The organism is Marivita sp., from assembly GCF_965656765.1.
Lineage (GTDB): Bacteria > Pseudomonadota > Alphaproteobacteria > Rhodobacterales > Rhodobacteraceae > Marivita.
Map to the genome: position 1 here is coordinate 1 of NZ_CBFHLV010000131.1, position 1747 is coordinate 1747.

Here is a 1747-nt window from a genome sequence, read left to right on the forward strand (position 1 = left end):
AATCTCCCTCCAATCAAAAGGACGACCTCATGAAACATTCTCTGTTCGGTGCCGCCTTCGCTTTGCTGGCAGGAGCCGCCCCTGCATTGGCGGAAATGACCGATATCCGCTTTACTCTTGGCTGGAAAACCCAAGGCTCTGACGCGCCTTTCCTGCTCGCCCTCAACAAAGGCTACTTTGAAGAAGAAGGCTTGAACGTCACCATCGATCAAGGCGAAGGATCGGCTGCCACCGTGACCCGCATCATGGGTGGCGCGTATGATGCAGGCTTCGGCGACATCAACGCCATCATCCAGAACGCAGCGGCCCGCCCAGGCGAGGCACCGGTTATGGTGTACCAGCTTTGGAATCGCCCACCGTTCGCGATTGTGACACCGAAAACTGCAGGCATCGAAACACCTGCCGATTTTGAAGGCAAAACACTTGGGGGTGCGCAGGGCACGCCAACGACGCGCCTGTTTCCCGTATTTGCTGAGCTGAACGGCATCGACCTTGAGGCAGTGTCGCAGGAAAATATGGCCCCAAACCTGCAAGAGCCAATGATGATCCGCGGCGATATTGACGGCGCGTTCGTGTTTACCTCGACAAGCTGGTTCAATCTTATCGCCAACCGGCAGGACCCGGCGAATGACTACAATTGGTTCAACTTCGAAGACTACGGCATGGACCTGTATTCCAACGGCCTGATGGTGTCCCGCGAGATGCTGGCCGAGAACCCGGAAGCCGTTGCCGGCTTAGTCCGCGCAGTGAATAAAGCCACAATGGAAGTTGCTGCCAATCAGGACAGCTCTGTCGAGGCGATTATGGCGTTCGACAATCTTGTCGACCCCGAACTAGAGCGTGCGCGTCTTGAGTTCGCGCTGACAAACCTGATGAATGCCCCAGAAGTAAACGAAATCGGCATGGGCGATCTTGTGGACGAACGCCTGACACGGTCGATTGAGATCGTCGCCAAGGGTTACGGCCTGGACCGCTTGCCCGAAGCATCCGAAATCTTCGACCGCTCGTTCTTGCCACCGATGGATACACGCACTTTCGAAGTGACACTGAACTAAATTCACGCACCAAACATGCGCCAAGCCCCACTTTGGCGCATGTATTCCGTCTGAGGATCACGGACACATGACCAAAACTCTGATCCAAGGCGCGCTGGTTCTTGTCGAAAACGACCATTTTGCAGATGTGTCGCTTTTGATTGACCAAGACCGGATCGCAGCGATCCTGCCCAATGGCGAAACCGTCGCCGATGCAAAACCACTCGACGCCAAGGACCGCATCATCATTCCCGGCCTCGTCAACGCGCACACTCATTCGCACGGCGCATTGGCGCGCGGTGGTGTACCGGACGATGCCATTCTAGAGACATTTCTCTCCGGCTCTGCCTGGTTAAACCTTGGGCGCAGCCATGACGACCTTGCGCTATGCGCCCAGCTTTCGGCGGTAGAGCTGATCCGCAAAGGCTGCACCGCCTGTTTCGATCTGTTCATCGAACTGCCCGGTCCAACGGTTGAGGGCACTTATGCCGTGGCTCATGCCTATCATGATGTCGGTTTGCGCGCCGTGGTAGCGCCGATGATTGCGGACCAGACGATCTATCAAGCTCTTCCCGGTTTGCTTGACTCGTTCGAAGGCCCGCAAAAAAAGCAGTTGCTGCGATGACGCTACCCAAGTGGCAGGGGAATCGCGTTTGGAACTGAGGTCGTGATTGAGCGGGGTTGCTTCTGACGGAGCGATGGATTCTGGAGCT

At 56.3% G+C, this 1747-nt stretch carries 2 protein-coding genes; both read left to right on the top strand.

All coding sequences use genetic code 11. The features are described 5' to 3' along the window. The first annotated feature begins 29 nt into the window (after positions 1-29). On the top strand, positions 30-1055 hold the full coding sequence (locus ACTG4M_RS17400; RefSeq protein WP_439124934.1) for an ABC transporter substrate-binding protein: 1026 nt from the start codon (positions 30-32) through the stop codon (positions 1053-1055). A gap of 67 nt (positions 1056-1122) precedes the next feature. Continuing rightward, positions 1123-1659: an amidohydrolase family protein gene (locus ACTG4M_RS17405; protein ID WP_439124935.1), complete on the top strand. Its 537-nt coding sequence runs from the start codon at positions 1123-1125 to the stop codon at positions 1657-1659. Positions 1660-1747: the final 88 nt, after the last annotated feature.

Coding starts and splice junctions, on each gene's coding strand:
- ACTG4M_RS17400 (WP_439124934.1), top strand. CDS start 30: ATGAAACATTCTCTGTTCGGTGCCGCCTTCGCTTTGCTGGCAGGAGCC.
- ACTG4M_RS17405 (WP_439124935.1), top strand. CDS start 1,123: ATGACCAAAACTCTGATCCAAGGCGCGCTGGTTCTTGTCGAAAACGAC.